Genomic DNA, 18,463 nt, shown 5'->3' with positions numbered 1-18,463 from the left:
GCCCGGCCGGTGGTCCGGCCGGGCCGCGCCCACGCGCGGGGACTACCGGGCGGCCGGCGGGGTCCAGCCGGCGGGGAGGTGCCCGATCCGCACCCGCTGCGGGTGGTCGCCGACGGGCACGCTGACCACCTTCTGGCCCGTGGCGAAGCTGATCGCGGTGACCTGGTCGGCGCCCGACTCCGAGATGACGCAGTCGCGGCCGTCGCCGCTCACCGTCGCCCAGTACGGCTTGCTGGCCGTGACCAGCGGGCCCGGGGTGAGGGTGGACCGGTCCACGATCGTGGTGTAGTCGTCCATCGTGCCGGCGACGCAGAGCTTCGCCCCGTCCGGGCTGATCGACATGCCGTGGTGCCGCGAGTCGTTGACCCACTTCGTGCGGTCCTCGGTGGTGTTCGGGTTCTTCGGCAGCGTGGTGACCCGGGTGACCCGGTCGCCGGCCACGTCGTACTCGACGAAGCCGTTGAAGAACGACACCTGGAAGTAGAGCTTGCTCTCGTCGGGGGTGAAGACCGCCGGCCGGACGGCGTCGGAGAGGTCGCTGCGGCCGTACGCGTCGAGCCGGGGCCGCATGTCGATCTCCTTCACCGTCGCGAAGGTGCTCGCGTCGGCGATGGTGATCTTCCGGTCGCCCTTGGTCCAGTCCTGCGACGGGGCGTCGAACGAACTGTTGACGTCCCCGATGGACATGTTCCAGATGTGCCGGCCGCCGCCGGTGAAGATGTTCTCGTGCGGGGTGTCGCCGGTGCCGAACGAGCCGACCTGCTTTCCGGTGTTGATGTCGAGCACGTGCACGGTGTCCGAGGTGGAGGCAGACACCGCGACGCGGGTGCCGTCGGGGGAGACGGCCATGTGGTCGGAGCGGAACCCGGAGACGGGGAACCGCCAGCGCACCGCGCCGGTGCGCAGGTCGATCGAGACGACGTCGGCGAAGCTGGGCCGGGACGCCACCAGCGCGGTCCCGTCCGGCGTGGTGTACATGTCGTCCACGAGTTGGTCGTGCCCCTCGCCCGGGCCCTGCTGGATGCCCAGGTAGAAGGCGAGCTTGATCGGGTTGAGGTAGATCTCCCAGAGCCGCTGCTGCTTGTCGGGCACGACGTTGACCCGGCCGAGGCGGGCGTAGTCGCCCCGGGAGCGGATCACGTCGACGGTGCCCTCCCAGTTGTTGCCGACGAACATCACCTCCTCCAGGGCGGCGGCCACGGCCGGGGCGGCTGCGGGGGCGGCGACGGCCGGGGCCGGCGCGGCGGCGGCCACGACGGCGAGGGCGGCGGCGACGGCGCCGTACCTGCGGGCGCGACGGACGGGCGGGGACGACGGTGCTGTTGCGGGCATGGGCTGCTCCTGCCGGTGGGGGCGACCGATGGTGGCGTTTCGCGGTGCGGGGGTGCGGTGTTACTTTGCGGTAACAGAAGGAAACCAACCGAAGCCGGACTCCCGGTAGGGCACGGGGGCCAAAACCCGGCCCGGTCGTTGTGCACGGGCCACAGTGGCCGGGGCGGCGGGAGGCGGGCCGATGACGATGCCGGAGCGGGCCGGGGCCCTCGGCGCGCTGCTGCGCGACCTGGCGACCGACCGGCGGGTCGTGGACGAGATGGTCGAGGCGGCCCGGGAACACTCGCCCGAGGTGGCCCGCCTGCCGATGGCCGAGAACCGCCGGCACGTGGCGGCCCTGTTGACCGCCGGGCTGGCGTCGTTCGAGCGGCTGGCGGAGCCGAGCGAGCGGGACTTCGCCGAGGCCAGACGCCTTGGTGCCGACCGGGCCGCGCAGGGCGTCTCCGTCGCCGGCCTGCTGCGCGGGGTGCAGGCCGGCCGGCAGCGGGTGGTCGAGATCGCGCTCGACCGGGGCCGGGCTGCCGGGATACCCGACACCGCGCTGCTGGACGCTCTGCTGGAACTCGGCCGGTACGCCAGCGGGCTGGAACGCGCACTGGTCGACGGCCATCACACGGCGGAGCTGGAGCTGGCCCGCACCCGGCGCGACGCCCGCAACCGGCTGCTGCGGCGGCTGCTGCTCGACGAGGCGGGCGGCGAGCGTCCCGACGACGGCTTCGGGCTGCGTCCCGACGACCTGTCCGCCTTCGGGCTGCGCCCCGACGGTCGGTACCACTGCGTGGTCACCGAGCTGACCGAGCCGGCCCGGATCTCGGCGGTGGAGCGGCAGCTCTGCGGCGGCGGCGCGCTGTTCGGCACCGTCGACGACCGGCTCGCCGGCCTGTGTGTACGGCTGCCGCCCGCCGACCTCGCCGACGCGGCCGGGCTCGTGGTGGCGGCCCCGGCGCGGCCCCTGGCCCAGGCCCCGGCCCTGCACCGGCTCTGCGTGGCCGCCCTGCGCGCCGCGTCCCGCGCCGGGCTGCGCGGCCTGCACCAGGTGGTCGACCTCGCCGGGGAGACCGCGCTGGCCGCCCAGCCGGCCCTGGCCGAGCTGGTCAGGGGGGAGCTGCTGGCCGCCCTCGACCCGGCCGACGAGTTCCACCGGCAGCTCGCCTCGACCGCGCTGACCTACCTCGACCACGGACAACGGCTGGACCGCACGGCCGAGGCCCTGCACCTGCACCCGAACACCGTGCGCTACCGGCTGCGCCGGTTGCAGGAGCTGACCGCGATGCCGCCGACCCTCGCCGAGCCGGGCGGCCGGTGGCCGGTGCCGCAGACGGTGCGTTGGTGGTGGGCGCTGCGCACCTGGCTCGACGGCACCTGACGGTGATCCGCTGCACGAACCTGCCGCTGGCCCACGGCTGCCGCCGTGGCGCCCCCAGCGCCGCCGGGCGAAGTTACTTCCCTGCATAGGGACCTGACCGAGGTCACGCGGACGGTCAGCCGGTCACGCGGACGGTCACGGGGGCGGGGAAGAGGGTCTCGAAGCGGTCCCGGGTCAGGAAGGCCAGCTGCGCCCGCTTGTCCGGCATGTCGATCTCGTCGTCGAAGGTGAAGCCGGAGCGCTCCAGCCGGCGCAGGGCCAGCTCGTTGCGCACGTCCGGCTCGACCACGACCCGCTGCCGGGTCGGGTCGCGCAACAGGAACCGTACCAGCGCCGGCCCCACCACGCCGGTGAAGTCGCGCGGCGGGCGTCGCCCGGGCGCCAGCAGCAGGTGCATGCCGACGTCGCCGGGCTGCACGGCGTACCGCTCGCCGACCGGGTCGGCCTCCGGCTGGTAGGTCTGGAACAGGCCGACCGGCTCCCCGTCGAGCAGGATCAGGTACGCGTGGTGCGTCGCCAGCCCGTCGACGAAGGCGTAGACGTCGCGGACCTCGTCGACGGTGTAGCCGCTCATGCCCCAGTAGACGGCCCGGGGCTGGGTGACCCAGCCGTGCAGCAGCTCGGCGTGGGCCTGCGGGTCGACCTCGACGAGGGACAGCTCGCCGAGGCCGGGCAGGGTTTCCTGGTATGTCACGCGTTCCTCGTCTCGGGTTCGTCGGGGGTGAGCAGCCGCCAGTCGGTGACCACCGGGATCAGTTCGCCGGTGGCCCACAGCGGAAGCTGGTCGGCGAAGTGCGGGTCGCCGGGGCGGCCGGACGTGCCGAACGGCACCACCCACCGGCTGTCCGCCCGGTCGGTCAGGTCCCACACGTACCGGGCGACGGGGCCGCGCCAGCAGGCGTCGGACAGACCGGGGACGCTGCTGGTGGCGAGCACGCAGTCGCTGTCGCCGCCGAGCGTGACGCGGGCGCGGATGGCGTCCACCGCCGCGTCGACCTCAGGACAGACCGGCAGGTGGACGGGGTGCAGGGCGTGCCGTTGCCCCCAGACGCCGGGCGGGTCGCCGTGCGCCACCTCCTCCAGCGCCGCGGCGGCCACGGGGCCGACGTCGACGCCGAGGCGGGGCAGCCCCGCCACCACGGCGTCGAGGGCGTAACCGATGCGGCCGAGGGGATTCGTCCACGGCCGGAACAGCTCGTCGTACGCGCCGGGGGAGCGCAGCGGGCACAGCGCCGGGTGTTCGTGCAGCCCCCGGGCCAGGGCCGCCCGCCAGGCGGCGTAGGCGGCGGCGTCGACGCTGTCGGCGGCCATCCGCCCGTCCCAGGCAGCCAGCCGGTCCCGCAGTTCCCCGGCCGGGCCGGTGAGTGCGTCGGGGTCGAGCCGGCCGAGGACGCCGCGCAGCACACCCGTGTCGAGGTGGGTGTCCATGTGCACGGCCGCCGGCTCGGCGCCCTCGGCGAGCAGGGTACGGATGCGGCGGGCCCGGTGCGGCGGGGCGAAGTCGCGGCCGAGCGCCGCCACGTCGGGCCGGCGGTCGTTGGCGCAGGCCGTGGGCCCGGTGACCGCCGTGCGGGGCGTCGGCGCGTACTCGCCGCTCCAGCGGTAGCGCGGCTCCCAGGCGGGCACCGGTTCCCGGCGGCACCGTTCGTCGCGCAGCGGCACCAGGCCGGACACGAGCTGGGCGACGGCGCCCGACCGGTCGGCGACGAGGACGCTGTTGACCGGCTCGACCCAGGCTTGAAGCGCCGTGGCGACGTCGGCGACGGTACGCGCCCGCAGCAGCGGCAGCAGCGCGTCGAAGCCGAGGCGCTGCTCGACGCGGCTGGGCGTGCGCAGGCTGAGCGCCTCGCCGGTGTGCCGGTCGTGGTCGACGACCGGCCCCCGGGCCGTCTCGATCACCTCGACGGGCTCCGGCTCGCCGCCGCGTACCCCGATGTGTTCGACCCGGCGGCGGGCCGGCGCCCAGCCGTCGGCCTCGCGGACCAGGACCACGTCGCCGTCGCGACGCAGCCGCTCGCGGTAGAGGTCCTGGTAGTCGGCCATCGCGTTGGTCACGGCCCAGGCCACGTCGCCGGCGTGACCGAAGTGGGGCAGGCCCGGCACGCCGGGGAACGCGAAGCCGAGCACGTCGAACTCGGGGCAGGCGAGGCGCACCTGGTGGTAGACGCCGGGCAGTTCGAGGATGCGGTGCGGGTCGCCGGCGACGACCGGGCCACGGCCGGTGGTCGGGTCGGCGGGCGTCGCCCAGGCGTTGCTGCCGGAGCCGGCGGGGGGCTCGGCGTCGAACAGGGCGGTGGCCGCGGGGCCGAGGGTGGCCGCGACGTGGGCGCGCCACAGCTTGCTGGGAAACGTCGAGAACAGCACGTGCTGCGCGAGGAAGACGCCCAGCGGCGACCAGGGCCGCCACCGGCCGGGGGCGCAGCCGGCCGCCGCGAACTCCGGCGCCGCGGCGGCGCCCTCGGCGAGCCCGTCGTTGACCCCTTGGGCGTACGCGGCGACCCAGCGCCGGGTGGCCGGGTCGAGCCGGGCGTAGCAGCGCCGGGCGGTGTCGTCGAGGCGGGCGCGGCGGGCGAAGCGGTCCCAGCCCACCTCGGCCGGGCCGACGTGCTCGGCGAGCCGCCCCTCGCAGCGCCAGCGCTCCACCTCGATCTGCCAGGCCCGGTCGATGGCGGCAGCCCGGCCCTGGAGGCGGGCGAGGTCGTCCACGGTCTCGGCCCACAGGTGCGGCACGCCCCAGGCGTCGCGGCGGATGCCGGCGGCCCGGATCGGCGGCGCGGCCGACTCCCATAACAGCGCCATTTAGGTTACCCTCCCCTAACTTAGGCTGACCTTACTGGAGGGGTGCGTGAAACGGAACTGGGAAGCCCTGGTGCTCCGCGCGATGGGCGGTCGGACCTTCCGGCTCACGGTCCGGGGGATCGAGCCGGTGGGCGGCCGGTACCAGCGGCTGCACCTCGACGACGGCGGCCTGCTCGCCGAGTGCGGCGTGCACCCCACCATGTGGATCCGGCTGTGGTTCGATGACGACGGCCGACCCCATCAGCGCGCCTACACCCTCGTCGACCCCGACCCGGCGGCCGGGCGGTTCAGCCTGGAATTCGCCCTGCACGACGGGTGCGCGGCCCGCTGGGCGAGCGCCGCCCGCGTCGGCGACACCATCGACGCCACCGTGCAGGGCAGCGCGTTCCGGCTGCCCGACCCTGCCCCGCGCCACCTCTACCTGGTCGGCGACGCCGCGTCGCTGCCGGCGGTCAACAGCCTGCTCGACGCCGCGCCCGACGTGCCGGCCACGGTCTGGGTCGAGTACGCGCACGACGACGAGAAGGCGCTGCCGCCCCGGTCCCGCGCCTGCCACGAGGTCGTCTGGGTGCCGCGCCGCGACGGGGGCCGGCACCTGGTCGACACCGTCCGCTCGGCGCTGCCCGGCGCCGACGACGCCCACTACTGGGTGGCCTGCGAGGCCGCCAGCACCCGCGACATCACCCGGCACCTGCGCCGCACCCTCGGCGTCGGCCGCCACCAGCTCACCGCGCAGGGCTACTGGAGCGCCCGGTGAGATCACCGTTGGGCACGCTCACCGCCCTCTACGTCACCCAGTACCTCGGCATCGGGTTCATCACCGTCGGCCTGACCGCGATCCTGCGCGACGGCGGGACGTCGCTGGACACCCTCGCCCTGTTGCAGTTCGTCGGGCTGATCTGGCCGATCAAGTTCCTCTGGGCGCCGCTGCTCGACCGGTTCGGTTCCCGCCGCCTGGGCCACTACCGGTCCTGGCTGCTCGTCGCGCAGGGCGGCCTGGTGCTCGCGCTGCTCGCCCTGCTGCCGTACTCCCGGCCCGCCGGGCAGCTCGGCCCCATCGTGGCGATCTGCGCCGCGTACGTGCTGCTGTCGGCCACCCAGGACATCGCCGTCGACGCCGTCGCCGTCCGGGTGCTCTCCGAGCGCGCCCGGGGCGTCGGCAACGGCGTCCAGGTGGCCGCGAGCTACGTCGGCAACCTCCTCGGCGGAGGCGCCTGCGTGGTCGTCTACGACCGCTACGGCTGGGTGCCGGCGATCCTGTTGCTGGCCGGGCTCACCGCCGTCGGGCTGGTGGTGGCGTGGCGGTTCCGGGAGCCCGCGCGCCTCGACCGCCCCACCGGTGCCGGACAGGCGTACCGGGCGTTGTGGTCGGTGTTCGGGCAGCCCGGCTGCCGGTGGTGGACCTTCGGCGTCGTCCCGCTCGTCTACACCGGCGCGGGCGCGGCGTACGCCGTCGTGTCGCCCGCCCTGGTCGACGCGGGCTGGTCGCTGGCGCGCATCGGCCTGGTCACCGGCGTCGTCACCAGCGCCCCGGCCGTCGTGGCGGGGATGGTCGCCGGCGCGCTGGTCGGCCGGTTCGGCCGCGCCGCGGTCCTCGTCGCCGCCGGGGTGGCCCTGGCGGCGTCCACGGCGGCGCTGCTGCCGCTGCTGACCGGCCGCGCCCCGCTCGGGCCGACGGTGCTGGCGCTGTCGGCGTTCATGGCCGCGTACACCGCCGCGAACGTCGTGCTCTACACCGTCAACATGGACTACTCCCGGCCGGGCACCGGCGGCACCGATTTCACGGTGCTGTCGTCGTTCGGACTGGTCTGCTCCTTCGTGTCGGCCTCCCTCGGGCTCGTCGCCGCCGCGCGGTTCGGCTACCCGGCTGTCGCGGTCGGCTCCGTCGTGCTGGTCGCGGCCGGCGTCGCCGTGGGCGTGGCGCACCAGCGCCGCCACCCGCGCCCCGCCCTGGCCGCCCCCGCCGCGGCGGCCACCGCGCCTACCGCCCCCGCCGTGCCCGCCGCGGCGACGACCGGGAGGACCCGGCCGTGAGCCTGCCCGCCCCGCCCGCCGAGCTGCCTCCGCCGGCCTCCGCCCGCCCGCTGCCCGCCCGGTGGCTGATCCTCGCGGTGCTCTGCCTCGCCCAGGTCACCGTGGTACTCGACAACACCGTGCTGACCGTGGCGGTGCCCGTGCTCACCGCCGAGCTGGGGGCCAGCACCGCCGACGTGCAGTGGACCATCAACGCGTACGCGCTGGTGCAGTCCGGGCTGCTGATCACCGCCGGCGGCGCGGTCGACCGGTACGGCCGCCGCCGGATGCTGCTCGCCGGTCTCGTCCTGTTCGGACTCGGCTCGCTGCTGGCCGCGTTCGCCGGGTCCACCGGTCAGCTCATCGCCGCCCGCGCCGGGATGGGCGTCGGCGGGGCCCTGCTGGTCACCTCCACTCTGGCGGTGGCGATGCAGGTCTTCGACGCCGCCGAGCGCCCCCGGGCCATCGGCGTGTGGGCGGCGGCGAGCGCGCTGGGCTTCGCGGCCGGGCCGCCCGTGGGCGGTGCCATCCTGGCCCACTTCCCGTGGGAGGCGATCTTCCTGGTCAACATCCCGATCGTGCTGCTCTGCCTGGCGGCGGGCGCGGCCCTGGTGCCGGAGTCCCGGGACCCGGCCGGCGGGCGGTTCGACCTGGGTGGGGTGGCGCTGTCCACCGCCGGCCTGACCGCGGTCGTGTACGCGATCATCGCGGGTCCGGAGCGGGGCTGGCTCTCCGCGCCGGTGCTCGGCGCGGCCGTGGGCGGGGCGCTGCTGCTGGTCGCCTTCGTCCGGTGGGAGCTGCGGGTGGCCCACCCCATGCTGGACATGGGCCTGTTCCGCAACCGCCGCTTCGTCGGCGCGGTCTCCGGCGTCGTCCTGATCACCTTCGGCGCGACCGGCGCGCTGTTCCTGCTCACCCAGCACCTCCAGTTCGTGCGCGGCTACCCCGCCTGGGAGGCCGGGTTGCGGATGGTCCCGTTCGCGCTGTCCATCGTGGTGCTCAACCTCGCCGGGGTGGCCGCGCGGCTGATCCACCGGCTCGGCACGGCCGGCGCCATCGCCGTCGGCATGACGATGCTCGCCGGCGGCCTGCTGCTGGTCACCCACGCCCCGTCGGACGGCTACGGGGTGCTGCTGGCCGGGCTGCTCACGATGGGCACCGGCTGCGCCGTGGCCAATCCGGCGATCGTGGAGGCGGTGATGAGCGCCATCCCACCGGAAAAGGCCGGTGCGGGCGCCGGCGTGGACGGCACGATGACGGAGGTCGGCAGCAGCCTCGGCGTCGCTGTGCTGGGGGCGGTGCTCAACGCGCGGTTCGCCGCGCTGCTGCCGGCCGCGCTGGCCGGCGCCGGCTCGTTCCCCGCCGCGCTGGCCGCCGTCGGCACCGACGCCGAGCGAGGCCAGGTCGCCGACGCGTTCCGCGCCGCGTCGGAGGCCGGGCAGACCGTCGGGGCCGGCGCCGTCCTCGCCGGGGGGCTGCTCGCGGCGTGGCTGCTGCGCCGCGCCCAGCGGGCCGGCTGAAGCGAGACGCGGGCGCGGCGACGTCGGATCTGAAAGCCGTTGGAAGGTCTTGCGGAGAAAGCTACGGCGGGCCGGGTGACACGTCAAGGTCGTCCCACGGAGCGGGGTGGGCCGGTGCCCGGGAGGTGACCCGCCGGGGCGGATATGGCGCGCTTGGCCTGTGCCTTTGCGGGGGAGTGTGACCGTTCGCGTGGCGGCGATGTTGCCGATGGGTTTCAAGAATCTTGTCGCAAGGTCTTGCAATCGCTTTCAGGTATGGCGCATCGTTTCGCTACCCGGACGGCCGTCCACTCTCGTCAGTGCCTCTTCGACCCCGGAAGTAGGTCCCCCCGTCATGGAATCCGTAGGGCCGCACCCCCGTGCCCGCGTCCGTCGCCTACTGCTCGCCGCCGCGATCGTCGCGGCCGGCGCGACACCGGCGATCGCCGCCACCACCGCCATCCCCGCCCGCGCCGCCGTCGTCCTCAACGACAGCGAGGTGACGGCCAACCTGTGGGAGTGGAACTGGAACTCCGTCTCCGCCGCCTGCACCGACCACCTCGGCCCCGCCGGGTACGGCGCGGTGCAGGTCGCGCCGCCCCAGGAGTCGGTCAGCCTGCCCGCCAGCGCCGACGGCGTGCACCCCTGGTACGAGGTGTACCAGCCGGTGTCGTACCAGCTGGAGAGCCGCTTCGGCAGCCGGGCTCAGTTCGCCGCCATGGTCACCGCCTGCCACGACGCCGGCGTGCGGGTGTACGTCGACGCGGTCGTCAACCACATGGCCGGCGCGAACAACCCCGAGTCCGTCGTCGGCTACGCCGGCACCGACTTCTCCGGCCCCGGCTACAGCTTCCCCGCGGTGCCCTACGGCAGCGGCGACTTCCACCGCCCGGGCGACAACTGCCCGACCAACGGCACGATCAACGACTGGAACAACGAGGCCCAGGTCACCAGCTGCGAGCTGCTGTCGCTGACGGACCTGTACACCGAGAAGGACAGCGTCCGCACCACGATCGCCGCCTTCCTCAACGACATGATCGGCCTCGGCGTCGACGGGTTCCGGGTGGACGCCGTCAAGCACGTCAAGAAGGAGGACTTCGCGGCGATCCTCGGCAAGCTCGACAACACCGTCGCCGAGAACAAGCGCCCGTACGTCGCCCAGGAGATCTTCGACGGGGCGAGCAACGACGCGCTCAAGGCGCGGGCCTTCATCGGCAACGGCGACGTGCTCGACTTCGCGTACGCCAAGGGCCTGAAGTCGGCCTTCCAGGGCTCGATCTCCACGCTCGCCAACCTCCCGAGCTGGAACCTCGACGCGCCCAGCGCCAACGTCTTCGCCATGGTCACCAACCACGACCTGGAGCGCGACGGGGTCGTGCTGTCCTACCGCAACGGCACCGACTACACGCTGGCCAACTACTTCGCCCTGGCGTACCCGCACGGCAAGCCGTCGGTCTACGACAGCTTCTCCTGGTCCAACCGCAACCAGTCCCCGCCGGCCGACGGCAACGGCTACGTCACCGACACCGTCTGCGGCGGCGCGTGGAACTGCCTGACCCAGTCCACCGGCGTCAAGGGCATGGTCGGCTGGGCCAACGCGGCGCGGTCGGTCAAGACCGTGTCGGACTTCACGGCGGTGAACAGCAGCGTCATCGGCTTCCACCGCGGTGACCGCGCCTGGATCGGCATCAACGACTCCGGCAGCGCCGCCACCGCCACGTTCACCACCGGCCTCGCCGACGGCCAGTACTGCGACGTCGTCTCCGGCCCCGCCACCGCCTCCGGTTGCGCCGGTGGCACGGTGACCGTCTCCGGCGGCCGGGCGTCGGTGACGATCCCCGCCAACAACGCGGTCGCGATCCACGTCGACGCCCGCCCCGGCGCGACCCCGTCGCCGACGGCCAGCCCCACGGTCTCTCCGACCAGCAGCCCGACCGACAAGGTCGCCACCACCTTCACCGTCGGCGCGACCCCCGCCGCCGACCAGGAGGTCTACGTCGTCGGCAGCGTCGCCGAGCTGGGCTCCTGGGCACCGGCCAGCGCCGTCCGGCTGACCGCGCAGGGCGGCGGCACCTACCGGGCCGTGGTCGACCTGCCCCGGTCCACGGCCGTGGAATACAAGTTCATCAAGAGGACCGCCGCCGGCGCGGTCACCTGGGAGTCCGGCGCGAACCGGACGTTCACCACCCCGGCCAGCGGCACCTACGCCGTCACCGAGACCTTCCGCGGCGACACCGTCACCAGTGGGCAGATCGCCACCTCGTTCCACGCCACCGTCACCACCAGCTACGGCCAGAACGTCTACGTCGTCGGTAACGTCGCGGCCCTCGGCGGGTGGAACCCGGCCAACGGGGTCGCGCTCTCCTCGGCCGACTACCCGGTCTGGCGTACGACGGTCGACCTGCCGCCGAACACCGCCGTCGAGTACAAGTACGTGAAGAGGAACCCCGACGGCACGGTCACCTGGGAGTCCGGCGGCAACCGTACCTTCACCACCCCGGCCACCGGCACCCGGACCAACACCGACACCTGGCGGTAGCCGACGCGGGTGGCCGGCCCCGACGGGATGGGGGCCGGCCACCCGCCCGCGTGCGCCCCGGGGTGTCGCCAGTGGACGGGACGGCGTGCGCATCCGTCGATGGATTGGTTAAGCTACCCTAACCTGACTGTCCGTCACGGTGTCGGCCCACCGAGGAGCCTCATGACGACCGCATCGACCACCTCCCTGCGACGTGTCGAGGGGTTCGGCGAGGTGCGCATCCGTCCCGTCGAGCCGGCCCGCGACGTCGACGTGATCCACGACTGGGTCACCCGGGAGCGGTCGCGGTTCTGGGGCATGCGCGAGGCCAGCCGTGAGCGGGTGCTCGAGATCTACGAGTACCTCGACTCGCTCGCCACCCACCACGCCTACCTCGTGCACCGCGACGGCCGGCCGGTGGCGCTGTTCCAGACGTACGAGCCGGCGGCCGACCCGGTCGGGGAGTGCTACGACGTGCGTCCCGGCGACTTCGGCGTCCACCTGCTGATCGGCCCGCCGGACGGCGGCGCCGAGCCAGGCTTCACCGGGGTCGTCCTCGACGCGTTCCTCGCCTTCGTGCTGGCCGACCCGGCCCGGCTGCGCATCGTCGCCGAGCCGGACGCGCGCAACGACAGGGCCGTCGTCCGGCTGGTCCGCGCCGGGTTCGTGCCCGGGCCGCAGATCGACCTGCCGGAGAAGCAGGCCCAACTGCTCTTCCTGGACCGGTCGGTCTTCCTCGACCGGGTCGCCGCGCGGAGTTGAGCCACCGTTCGCCCGGTCGGGGGACAGGTACCCCACCCCCGCGAAGGGCCGTGTAAGGGTAGGCTAACCTGACCGGTGTTCGATGATCGACGCCGGGTGCCGTGGGACGGGACCCCTCACGTCCGAGAGGCGCCATGACCCAGACCCTGCCCATCGCGCCGTGGCGGCTGTTCGGCGTCGAGGTCCGCGCGGTGCGCCGGCTCAGCCCGTCGTTCGTCCGCGTCACCTTCACCGGCGCCGACCTCGACCGGTTCGCCGACAACGGCTACGACCAGCGGATCAAGCTGGCACTGCCGCTGCCCGGGCAGGCCGAGGTGCACCTCCCCGCGGGCCCCGACTGGTACACCCGCTACCGGGCCCTGCCCGAGCGGCTCCGTAACCCGGTCCGCACGTACACCGTCCGGGCGGCCCGCCCGCACCTGGCCGAGGTGGACGTCGACCTCGTCCTGCACGGCGACGGCGGCCCCGCCACCCGGTGGGCCCGCCGGGTGTGCCCCGGCGACCGGGCCGCCCTGCTCGGCCCCGACGCCGGCTTCGACGGCGAGCACGGCGGCATCGAGTTCCGGCCGCCGCCGGCGGGTCGGCTGCTGCTGGCCGGCGACGAGACCGCCGTGCCGGCGATCACCGCCATCCTGGAGCGGCTCCCGGCCGACGCCCGTGGGCGGGCGCTGCTCGAGGTGCCCGAACCCGCCGACGCGCTCGGCGTCGCCGCGCCGCCCGGCGTGCAGGTCACCTGGCTGCCCCGCGCCGGCGGGCGGCACGGCAGCCGGCTCGTGCCCGCCGTCGCGGCGGCGGCCGGCCTGCTCACCGGCCCCGCGCCGGCCGCCACCCCGGTCGCCGACGTGGACGTCGACCGGGAACTCCTCTGGGAGGTGCCGACCCCGGCGACGCCGGTGCCGTTGTACGCGTGGCTCGCGGGGGAGGCCGGCGTCATCCGCACGCTGCGCCGGCACCTGGTGGCCGAGCGGGGGCTCGACCGGCGGGCGGTGGCCTTCATGGGGTACTGGCGGCTGGGCCGGGCCGACCCCGCGTGAGCCACCTCCGGCCGGGCCCGCCCGACCCGCCGCCGGCGTCATCCGGCCGTGCGGCGGCCCGGGCGGGCCCGGCGGTCAGCAGCGGCTGATCGACGAGTTGTTCAGCGTGACGTTGCTGATGGCCAGGTTGTCCACGCAGGGGTTCTCCACGATCCGGCTGTTGACCAGGGTGAAGTTGCGCAGCGTGATGTCGCGGGTGCCGGGGAACTCGGTCCGCTCGGCGAGCCGCACCTCGCCGCCGCCGCTGATCGTGCCGCCGCCCGAGGCGATGTTCACCCCGTAGCAGTTCTCGATCAGGATGGCGTTGTTGCCGGTGTTGGCGATGTCGACCCGGTCGATCGTCGCCCCGCCGGACTCGGAGACGCAGAAGATCCCCCGGCCGCCGCCGCGGGCGCGCACGGTGCCGACCCGGACGTTGGTCGGGTAGCTGTCGCCGATGCGGCCGTTGCGGTTGGCCATCCGGAACGCCGCGTATCCGGTGCCGGTGCCGGCGTTCTCCGCGTCGACGGTGGTGACGGTGGCGTTGATGGTCTGGTTGAGCAGCAGCCCCGACTCGCCGACGTTGCGGGCGGTGACGGTGCCGACGGTGAGGCCGTCGACCCCGTAGGTCTCGACGGCGTGGGAGCTGGCCCCGGAGACGTAGACGTTGTCGATGCGCACGTTGCGGGTCCACTGGCTGGTGTCGCCGCGGTTGTCGATGCGTACGCCCAGGCCGGCGGTCAGCCGCATGTCGATCTGCCCGAGGACCACGTTGGTGACGTTGCGCAGGAAGATCCCGTACAGCGGGCTGCCGGTGACGCTGAGGTGCTGCACCTCCACCTGCGTGGTGCCGCGGGAGTAGATCGGTGCCTGGTCGCCGGAGCCGGTGCCGGTCACGTTGATCGTGCCGCACACGTCGATCGTGGTGTAGCTGGGCAGCGAGATCCGGGAGCCGGCGCTGATCGAGCCGGAGCCACGCACCACCACCCGCTGCTTGCTGGTGCGCCCGGCGGTCAGGCTGTTCACGGCGGCCTGCACGGCGGCGCGCATGTCGGTGCCGGTGTGGACGGTGCTGCCGCCGTTGCGGACCGTCCAGGTGCCGCCGCTGAGCACCGCCTCGGCCTGGAACGAGCCCGTCCCGCAGTCGGCGGCGGAGCCACCGACCCGGACGAGCTGCCACTGCTGGTTGGCCCCGCCCAGGTCCTGGTACTGCGAGATCATGCCCCCGTCGGCGGTGGACCAGCCCCACACGTCGAGGGCCTTGCCGGAGTGCCGGTTGACGAACCGGACGTACCCGCCGTCGGAGTCGGCGAGCCCGAAGTGCTGCCGGGTGTTGCCGCTGACCGCCGGGTTCTGCACGAGCTGCGTGCCGTCGGTGGCATTCGGCAGCTCGAGGACCTTGCCGCTGTGCGCGGAGCGGATCTGGTAGTAGCCGCCGCCCACGTCGACGAAGCGCCACTGCTGCACGGCGAGGTCGTTGCGGGCGTACTGGTTGACCGGCGCGCCGTCGGCGGTGGACCAGCCGTACAGGTCCATGGCCTTGCCGCTGTGCCGGTTGACGAACACGTACGTCGCGCCGGTGTCGACGGTGGCGGCGGAGGCGGCCTGCGGGCCGACCGCCATGGTCGCGCCGACGAGGGCGAGCGCGGTGGCGACCGTCAGGCCGAGCCGACGGGCGCGGGACCGTCGGCGGGGGACGGGGAGTCTCATCGGTGCTCCTTCGGTGCGATGGCGATGGCGATGGACCGGCCGCGCCGGAAGCTGGTGGGGCGAATCGGCAAGCGCTTTCCATACAACGACCGGCATCGATGCTTTCGCTCGTGTCCCGCCATGTCAAGGCGCCGACCCGCCGGCCCTTGCCGCCGTCGCCCGCCGGCTGCCCGTTCGCGGGGTCAGTCGTCCGCGACGGCCACCGGCTCGCCGCCCACGCACCGCACCTTCAGATCGTGCTCCCCGCCCGGCCCGACGAAGGTGACCTCGACGTCGTCGTCCGGCCCCCGGTCGACGTCGGCGACCCGGTGGTCCTGCGCCGGGGCCCAGGAGACCAGCCGCACCCCGCCCGGCCCGCACTCCGCCACCGCCGTGCCGCCGGTGGTCGCGAAGGCCCGCCGGGCACCGGTCCCGGCCGACCCCGTGGGCCCGCCGGTGCCGGGAGAGGAAGTGCCGGGAGAGGAGGCGCCGGCCGCGGTGGGCGCCGGCGCGGCCAGCGCCCGCTCGACCTCCTCCTGGCTGCGCACCCCGCCCGGGGTGCCGGTGAGGCTCTCCCCGACCAGCCGGATCGCGGCCACTCCCACTCCGGTGGCGAGCACGGCGGTGGCCAACCATCCCGCGATCGCGAGGAACGAACGACGACGCATCCCCCGACTATCCCCGATCGAAGGTTGGCCGCGCCGTGGGACGACGCTAAGGGACGGTTAAGGACCGGGCCGGCGCCAGCCGGGGCGGCTAGCCTCGTCGTGTGCCCCGCCTGCTGCTGATCGAGGACGACCTGACCATCCGCACGCCGCTGGTGCGGGCGCTGCGGGACCGGGGCCACGCGGTGGCCGCCGCGTCGACCGCCATGGACGGGCTGCGCGACGCCCTGGACAACCGGCCGGACCTGGTCGTGCTCGACCTGGGCCTGCCCGACCTGGACGGGCGGGAGCTGCTGCGGATGCTGCGGGCGGTCAGCGCGGTGCCGGTCATCGTGGCCACCGCCCGCGACGACGAGTCCGAGATCGTCCGGGTCCTCGACGCGGGCGCCGACGACTACGTCGTGAAGCCGTTCACCGCCGCCCAGCTCGACGCGCGGATCCGCGCGGTGCTGCGCCGTGGTGCGAGCACCGGGGCGGACGATCCCACCCTCGTGGTGGGCGGGCTGCGCGTCGACCCGCGCGCCCGACAGGTGACCCTCGACGGCGTCGCGGTCGAGCTCACCCCGCGCGAGTTCGACCTGCTGCACCACCTCGCCGCCCGAGCCGGCGAGGTGGTCACCAAGCGGGAGCTGCTCACCGAGGTCTGGCAGATCCCGTACGGCGGCGCGGACAAGACCGTCGACGTGCACCTGTCGTGGTTGCGCCGCAAGCTGGGCGAGAACGCGCAGCGGCCCCGCTACCTGCACACCGTGCGGGGCGTGGGCGTGCGGCTGGAGTCGCCGGGCGGCGCGGCATGAGGGCCCGGCTGGCGCTGCTGGCCGCCGCGGTCAGCGTGCTCACCCTCGTGGCGTTCCTCGTGCCGCTGGCGCTGCTGGTGCGCGCCGTGGCCGAGGACCGGGCCACCGTCCGGGCCACCGCCGACGCGCAGAGCCTGGTGCCGGTGGTGGGCACGGCCGACGCCGCGACCATCCGGTTGACCGTCGAGCAGCTCGCCGCCGAGTCCGGCCGCCCGGTCAGCGTGTACCTGCCCGGCGACACCGTGCTCGGCACGCCCGTCCCGCGTACCCCTGCCGTGGCCCTGGCCGAACGCGGCCAGAGCCTCACCGCGGAGTCGGACTCCGGACGCGAGGTGGTGATCGCGGTGCAGGGCCGGCCGGACGGCACCGGGGTGATCCGCACGGTCGTGCCCCGGGCGGAGCTGACGGCCGGGGTGACCCGGGCCTGGCTCGTGCTGGCCCTGCTCGGCGTGCTGCTGGTGCTGGTCGGGCTGGCCGTGGCCGACCGGCTGGCCCGCACCCTGGTCCGGCCGATCACCGAGCTGTCGGCGGTGTCGCACCGGCTCGCCAACGCCGAGCTGGACGCGCGGGTCACCCCCGCCGGCCCGGCCGAGCTGCGCGAGGTGGCCGGCGCGCTCAACCACCTGGCCGGCCGCATCCAGGTGCTGCTGGCGCAGGAACGCGAGCAGGTGGCCGACCTGTCCCACCGGCTGCGCACCCCGCTCACCGCGCTGCGGCTGGAGGCCGAGTCGCTGCCCGACCCGCAGGACGCGGCCCGGATCGCCGCCGCGGCGGACGCGCTGGAGCGGGCCGTGACCGGCCTGATCCGCCAGGCCCGCCGCGACCGGTCACCGGCCGCCGCCCCGGCCAGCTGCGACGCGGCGGCCGTGGTCGCCGACCGGGTGGCCTTCTGGTCGGTGCTGGCCGAGGACACCGGGCGAGAGGTGCACCGGGACGTGGCCGGCGGGCCGCTGCCGGTCGGGGTGCCCGCCGACGAGCTGGCCGCCGCGGTGGACGCGCTGCTCGGCAACGTCTTCGCGCACACCCCGGACGGCACCGCGTTCACCGTCCGGCTCGCCCGGTGCGACGGGCAGGTGCTGCTCGCCGTGGCCGACGAGGGCCCCGGCATGCCGGCGGCCACCGTGGCCCGGGGCGCGAGCCCGGCCGGGTCCACCGGCCTCGGCCTGGACATCGCCCGCCGGGCGGCGGAGGCCGCCGGGGGCCGGCTGGAGCTGCGCACCGCTCCCGGCGGCGGTGCGGAGGTACGGCTCCGGCTCGGCACGCCGCCGGCCCGGCCCTGACATCCGGACGGCCTTAACCGGGCCTTAGCGTCGGTGCAGCGCGCTGCTATCCCGCCACGAACGATCCTCGGAGGCAGGAAACGAGGAAAGGTGCCCGAGATGAAGCGCAACTCCCTGATCATGGCGTCGCTGGGCGGCGCGGTGATGCTGGCGGCGGCGGGGGTCGCCGTCGGCGTCACCGCCGCCGACGACCGGGTCGCACGCACCACCCTGGCCGCCGCCACCGCCGCCCCGACGGCGGCCACCACGACCCCGGACGACGGCGCGACCGACGCCCCGACCGGTGCTCCCACGGCCACCGGCGTGCCGTCGGCCACCGGCGCCCCGGCCGGCAAGGTCGACCAGCAGCGGGCCGGCGAGATCGCCCTCGCGCGGGCCGGCGGCGGGCGGATCGTCGAGGTCGAGGCCGACGACGAGCACGGCCGGGCGGTGTGGAGCGTCGAGATCGTCGACGGGCAGACCGAGCACGAGGTCGACGTGGACCGTAACGACGGCACCGTGGTCGAGGCCGAGCAGGAGCCGGTCGACGCCGACGACGACCGCGACGCCGCCGACGACGACCGTGACGGCGACGACGACTGATCCGGCCGGTGGACCGGCGACACGTCGGCCCACCGAGAACCGAGCGGGGCGCCCCCCGCCGGGGGGGGCCCCGCCCCCATGCCCGACAACCCGCTCGCCCAGGCTCGTATAAACAAAAGAAGCAGCCCCCGCACAGAGAGGTGGAGAT

The 18,463-nt window shown here is 74.8% G+C and carries 15 protein-coding genes; 10 read left to right on the top strand and 5 right to left on the bottom strand.

The annotated features are described in order from the left end of the window. Window positions 1-42 precede the first annotated feature (42 nt). Window positions 43-1,332 carry a YncE family protein gene (locus ACFT41_RS29905; RefSeq protein ID WP_377614065.1) on the bottom strand — a complete coding sequence of 430 codons (1,290 nt, stop codon included), beginning with the start codon at window positions 1,330-1,332 and terminating at the stop codon, window positions 43-45. A 181-nt stretch (window positions 1,333-1,513) separates the two neighbouring features. On the opposite strand from ACFT41_RS29905, the gene ACFT41_RS29900 reads away from it, so the two are divergent. After that, entirely contained in the window at window positions 1,514-2,698 is a 1,185-nt protein-coding gene (locus ACFT41_RS29900) for a PucR family transcriptional regulator (RefSeq protein ID WP_377589595.1), read from the top strand. Between the two features lie 115 nt (window positions 2,699-2,813). On the opposite strand, the gene ACFT41_RS29895 is transcribed toward ACFT41_RS29900, so the two are convergent. Then, window positions 2,814-3,392 carry a GNAT family N-acetyltransferase gene (locus ACFT41_RS29895; RefSeq protein ID WP_377589596.1) on the bottom strand — a complete coding sequence of 193 codons (579 nt, stop codon included), beginning with the start codon at window positions 3,390-3,392 and terminating at the stop codon, window positions 2,814-2,816. Then, window positions 3,389-5,497, bottom strand: a complete 2,109-nt coding sequence (locus tag ACFT41_RS29890; protein WP_377589597.1) for a penicillin acylase family protein — start codon at window positions 5,495-5,497, stop codon at window positions 3,389-3,391. The genes ACFT41_RS29895 and ACFT41_RS29890 overlap by 4 nt, the downstream gene beginning before the upstream one ends. A 46-nt stretch (window positions 5,498-5,543) precedes the next feature. Here ACFT41_RS29890 and ACFT41_RS29885 point away from each other — a divergent pair, with 46 nt between their 5' ends. The 6 genes from ACFT41_RS29885 to ACFT41_RS29860 all read left to right on the top strand — a co-directional run bounded on the left by ACFT41_RS29885 (window position 5,544) and on the right by ACFT41_RS29860 (window position 13,323). Beyond that, complete coding sequence (locus ACFT41_RS29885) at window positions 5,544-6,254, top strand: siderophore-interacting protein (RefSeq protein WP_377589598.1); 711 nt, start codon at window positions 5,544-5,546, stop codon at window positions 6,252-6,254. Beyond that, window positions 6,251-7,531 carry an MFS transporter gene (locus ACFT41_RS29880; protein ID WP_377614064.1) on the top strand — a complete coding sequence of 427 codons (1,281 nt, stop codon included), beginning with the start codon at window positions 6,251-6,253 and terminating at the stop codon, window positions 7,529-7,531. Before ACFT41_RS29885 ends, ACFT41_RS29880 begins: the two co-directional genes overlap by 4 nt. Then, window positions 7,528-9,030 carry an MFS transporter gene (locus ACFT41_RS29875; RefSeq protein ID WP_377589600.1) on the top strand — a complete coding sequence of 501 codons (1,503 nt, stop codon included), beginning with the start codon at window positions 7,528-7,530 and terminating at the stop codon, window positions 9,028-9,030. The genes ACFT41_RS29880 and ACFT41_RS29875 overlap by 4 nt, the downstream gene beginning before the upstream one ends. Before the next feature lie 334 nt (window positions 9,031-9,364). Further along, complete coding sequence (locus tag ACFT41_RS29870) at window positions 9,365-11,548, top strand: carbohydrate-binding module family 20 domain-containing protein (protein WP_377589601.1); 2,184 nt, start codon at window positions 9,365-9,367, stop codon at window positions 11,546-11,548. A gap of 162 nt (window positions 11,549-11,710) precedes the next feature. Continuing rightward, a complete protein-coding gene (locus ACFT41_RS29865) occupies window positions 11,711-12,289 on the top strand; it encodes a GNAT family N-acetyltransferase (RefSeq protein ID WP_377589602.1) in 579 nt (192 codons plus the stop codon). A 134-nt stretch (window positions 12,290-12,423) separates the two neighbouring features. Next, window positions 12,424-13,323, top strand: coding sequence for a siderophore-interacting protein (locus ACFT41_RS29860; protein ID WP_377614063.1), 900 nt, complete (start codon window positions 12,424-12,426; stop codon window positions 13,321-13,323). 75 nt (window positions 13,324-13,398) lie between these two features. Here ACFT41_RS29860 and ACFT41_RS29855 read toward each other — a convergent pair whose 3' ends face one another. Then, window positions 13,399-15,012 (bottom strand): RICIN domain-containing protein, encoded by a 1,614-nt coding sequence (locus ACFT41_RS29855; protein WP_377590332.1) that lies wholly within the window; start codon window positions 15,010-15,012, stop codon window positions 13,399-13,401. A 182-nt stretch (window positions 15,013-15,194) separates the two neighbouring features. Then, window positions 15,195-15,659 carry a septum formation initiator gene (locus ACFT41_RS29850; protein ID WP_377590334.1) on the bottom strand — a complete coding sequence of 155 codons (465 nt, stop codon included), beginning with the start codon at window positions 15,657-15,659 and terminating at the stop codon, window positions 15,195-15,197. Between the two features lie 101 nt (window positions 15,660-15,760). Here ACFT41_RS29850 and ACFT41_RS29845 point away from each other — a divergent pair, with 101 nt between their 5' ends. From ACFT41_RS29845 to ACFT41_RS29835, 3 genes are all read left to right on the top strand, one after another. Next, entirely contained in the window at window positions 15,761-16,453 is a 693-nt protein-coding gene (locus ACFT41_RS29845) for a response regulator transcription factor (RefSeq protein ID WP_377590335.1), read from the top strand. Beyond that, the gene (locus ACFT41_RS29840) at window positions 16,450-17,733 is read left to right on the top strand and encodes an ATP-binding protein (protein WP_377590337.1); all 1,284 of its coding nucleotides are present in this window, start codon (window positions 16,450-16,452) and stop codon (window positions 17,731-17,733) included. The genes ACFT41_RS29845 and ACFT41_RS29840 overlap by 4 nt, the downstream gene beginning before the upstream one ends. 99 nt (window positions 17,734-17,832) lie before the next feature. Then, window positions 17,833-18,315 carry a PepSY domain-containing protein gene (locus ACFT41_RS29835; protein WP_377614062.1) on the top strand — a complete coding sequence of 161 codons (483 nt, stop codon included), beginning with the start codon at window positions 17,833-17,835 and terminating at the stop codon, window positions 18,313-18,315. Window positions 18,316-18,463 lie beyond the last annotated feature (148 nt).

The organism is Micromonospora sp. NPDC057141, from assembly GCF_042670805.1.
Classification (GTDB): Bacteria; Actinomycetota; Actinomycetes; order Mycobacteriales; family Micromonosporaceae; genus Micromonospora.
This window is presented reverse-complemented; position numbering and strand designations above follow the sequence as displayed.